The organism is Paracoccus sediminis, from assembly GCF_900188295.1.
GTDB lineage: Bacteria > Pseudomonadota > Alphaproteobacteria > Rhodobacterales > Rhodobacteraceae > Paracoccus > Paracoccus sediminis.
In genome coordinates this window covers 1-3,311 of the sequence record NZ_FZNM01000035.1, presented here as the reverse complement: position 1 = coordinate 3,311, position 3,311 = coordinate 1, and the positions used below count along the sequence as shown (strand labels likewise).

Below are 3,311 nucleotides of genomic sequence, written 5' to 3'. Positions count from 1 at the left end.
ACACCCGCGGAGGTCTTCGAGAGCAACCTGATGGCCATCAGAAACAGACTGGAGTAGAAGAAAAACAACGATTTGCGCTTCGGCGTGAGTTCTCAGCGTGATGCCGCGCACCCTCCAGAAAGGCTTGCTCATGCGAAGCGTGGATACCTTTGTGCGTTTTCTTGATGAGCCTTGGAGTTTGAGACGTAAAAACGAAGACAACCGCCCTTGTGGCGGTTGTCTGGAGACGCATAAACGACCATCATCCTGGATCAGTGATTTGGCGTCCTCGATGTCCCTGCTTTAATCCACCATGACAAGATGATCTGGCCCAACTTCGCGGAACTGGCGGATTTTAGGCTTGAAGCTAACAGGGCGTACTGGACTTGGGATCTCTTCGTTCGATAGCTTCCGACGCTGTTTTCTCTGTGAAGGATCAGGCAACAGCACCGCAGAAAGAAGTTTTTGCGTATAGGAATGCTGTGGATTTCCAAAGATTGCCGAGCGTGGTCCAATCTCAACAATCTCACCCAAATACATTACCGCAACGCGGTGGCTGATGCGTTCGACCACGGCCATATCATGACTGATGAACAAGTAGCTGAGGCCAAGGTCGGCCTGCAACTCCAGCATCAGGTTTACGATTTGCGCTTTCACGGACACTACCTGGCCCCCCCAGCACCGGCGTTAAAGTCCTTGGATGCTTCGGGGCGGGTTATTTATATCGGCAGCTTCTCCAAGTCGCTGTTCCCGGGGCTGCGCATCGGCTACATGGTGGGACCGGCCCCGTTCATCGCCCGGGCGCGCGCGCTGCGGGCGATCATGCTGCGCCATCCACCCAGTCACTTGCAGCGGATCACGGCCTATTTCCTCGCCTTGGGTCATTATGACGCGCATATCGTCCGCCTGCGGCAGACGCTGAAGGAACGACGGCGCATTCTTGAGGAGGCAATCGCCAAGACCTCGCTGAAGATCGAAGGCGCGGCCGCGCAAGGCGGCTCCAGCGTGTGGCTTCGTGCGCAGGTGGCCGACAGTGCGGAGTTGGCGGCCAGGTTGCGCGATGACAGCGTGCTGATCGAACCAGGAGCAGTATTTTTTGAAGATCCGCCGTCTCCATGCCCGGTGTTCCGGCTCGGCTATGCCTCGATCGCGGCAGAGAGGATCCCCGGCGGAATTGATCTGATCGACCGGGTGGCGCAAGAATTGGCCCAGGCGGACTAATACCAGCGGCCTTAACCATTGACCGCCTCGCCATTTCGGTTTTCGAAGCCTCCGAGAATACATCGTCGAGCGATGCCGCGACGCATAGGGCGCCTTCGCAGACCATCCCAAACGCGTCGGAAAAATTGCTAACTCAAGAGTACCCAAAGGCGGTCAATAGTTAAGGCAATTGGTATAAGTTTGTCGCCGACATCAAGGGGCGGGGCGGCGCCCCGCACCCCCTCCTTCACCGTTCAGAGGAGAAGTTAGCTTTCAAGTAGGACAAAATGACCTTCTTGGTCTCGTCATCGGGCTCAACCATGCCCTGTGCCTCCACCATCCAGGTCCACAGTTCGTCCCAGCGGTGGTCGGTGACGCGCTGCTGCTTGATGATCTCGGTCGAATGGCAGGCAACGCATTGATAATAAGTGTCTTCAGCACCCTGCCCGTCCGGCAGGCCGCCCAATTCCACGTTGCCCTCCCCTCCTGCAGCCTTGTCTGGACGAGCCATCAGCGCTGTCATCGGATCCAAGGGATCGGCGCCCGCGGGCCTGCCCGCAAGGGATTTCATCGGATCGGGTGCTGGCGCGGCCAGAGCCAAGCCAATACCAAGCACAAGGGCAGAGATTGCGCCAACGCTGGTGCGGATGAGATGTTTCATGCTGCGACCCTACCTCTCAGGCCGTAGCAACAAGTGCGATGCGGTGCTGGATATTGTTGCCATAGCCTCGGGGGTTCCAGACGGGTGACAAGGGCGGCTGACTGATGCCGTCTCCATCGGTGGCACGCGCCCAGATCTCGTAATAGCCGTGCTGCGGAAGGGTCACGTTCGCCCGCCAGCGCTGCCAGGCAAACCGGTTCACCGCCGGTTCGAGCACCGCTTCCTGCCAAGTCTGGCCGAAGTCGATGGAGATATGCATTGCGCTGACATCGCCCTTGCCACACCAGGCATGGCCGCGGATCTCGACCTGTTCGTCTGCCTTCACCTCGGCGCCGGTCTGGGGGAAGGTAACAATGGACTTGATCGGCATATCAGTTAGCACAATCATGTCGCTTTCGGGAACCTCGGTACCCGGGGCCACAGGATAGGCAGGAATGCGATAAGAGTCGCCGGTCATCTTGGCGCCGTCATGCTCCTTGTCGCGGATCCAGATCCGGGTCAGATACTTTTGTGATGCCGAGGCAGGATAGCCCGGCACAATCACGCGCAGCGGAAAGCCGTGGAGGGGGGACAGCGCCTCTCCGTTCATGGCCCAGGCAATGATGGCATCACCCTCCATGATCTTCTCGATAGGAGCCCCGCGCGAGATGACCTCTTTTTCCTCGTCGCCGCTCAGGTGGACGTCGTTGCTGTAATGACCCGTATAGACTGCTGTCTCCTTCAGCCCCGCTTCCTTCAGAACGTCCGATAGCCGAACGCCGGTCCATTCGGGACAGCCAACCGCGCCGACGGTCCACTGATTGCCTGATGTGCCAGGTTGGAAATATGCTCGGCCATTGCCGCCGCATTCGATAACCAGGCGCCTGGTGACATTCTCAAAGCGCGTTTTCAGATCATCGATCGTCAATTCCAGCGGGTTTTCGACTTCTCCATCGATGGTCAAGGTCCAGCCCTCGGCGTTCTGATCCAGAGCGGTCTGTGGAACAAGACCGTTCATGCGCACGAAAAGATGCTCATAGGGGGTGATGTCAGCGTCCAGAAGGTGCGCCGGCACCTCGGCGTTCAGCGGACGATCGCCCAGGACGACCAAACCCTTTTTGGCTGCCATCAGATCCATCCCCGTGTCCTGCGCGAGCGCGACCGGGAGGATGCCGGGCAGCAGGTTGCGCTCAAACGGGACCGCCATGCCTAGCATCGCGCCCAAGGCCGTTAGGCCCGTCGTCTTCATGAATGAACGACGAGATTTTGACTGTGGTGTTTTGCGGTCCGGATGGTCAGCATTGTTGGGCTCAGCGATCATCATTTTTCCCTTCGAAGGATTTGACATTGGGTGACGGAAGCTTGGACATGCGACTGCTATCGGCGGGGCTCTAAGCGATAGTGCCCCGTGGCGTGGTGTAGGAGCGCCGACCCTCGGAAAGGTCAGGGCCTGATCAGGACGCCACGGCGGGCAGCCTGACATTGGGATTGT

Annotated in this window: 3 protein-coding genes and 1 pseudogene; 1 reads left to right on the top strand and 3 read right to left on the bottom strand. The window is 58.6% G+C overall.

What is annotated here, in order from left to right; translation table 11 throughout:
* Positions 1 to 282: 282 nt before the first annotated feature.
* Positions 283 to 642 (bottom strand): annotated as a pseudogene (locus CHB77_RS17860) (ABC transporter ATP-binding protein); the annotation flags it as partial.
* On the opposite strand from CHB77_RS17860, the gene CHB77_RS17855 reads away from it, so the two are divergent.
* Positions 562 to 1,200 (top strand): aminotransferase class I/II-fold pyridoxal phosphate-dependent enzyme, encoded by a 639-nt coding sequence (locus tag CHB77_RS17855; protein WP_483406824.1) that lies wholly within the window; start codon positions 562 to 564, stop codon positions 1,198 to 1,200. The pseudogene CHB77_RS17860 and the gene CHB77_RS17855 overlap by 81 nt on opposite strands.
* 226 nt (positions 1,201 to 1,426) lie before the next feature.
* Here CHB77_RS17855 and CHB77_RS17850 read toward each other — a convergent pair whose 3' ends face one another.
* Positions 1,427 to 1,840 carry a hypothetical protein gene (locus CHB77_RS17850; RefSeq protein ID WP_089389469.1) on the bottom strand — a complete coding sequence of 138 codons (414 nt, stop codon included), beginning with the start codon at positions 1,838 to 1,840 and terminating at the stop codon, positions 1,427 to 1,429.
* Positions 1,841 to 1,856: 16 nt separating this feature from the next.
* Positions 1,857 to 3,143, bottom strand: coding sequence for a molybdopterin-dependent oxidoreductase (locus CHB77_RS17845; RefSeq protein WP_244898849.1), 1,287 nt, complete (start codon positions 3,141 to 3,143; stop codon positions 1,857 to 1,859).
* Between the last annotated feature and the right edge of the window lie 168 nt (positions 3,144 to 3,311).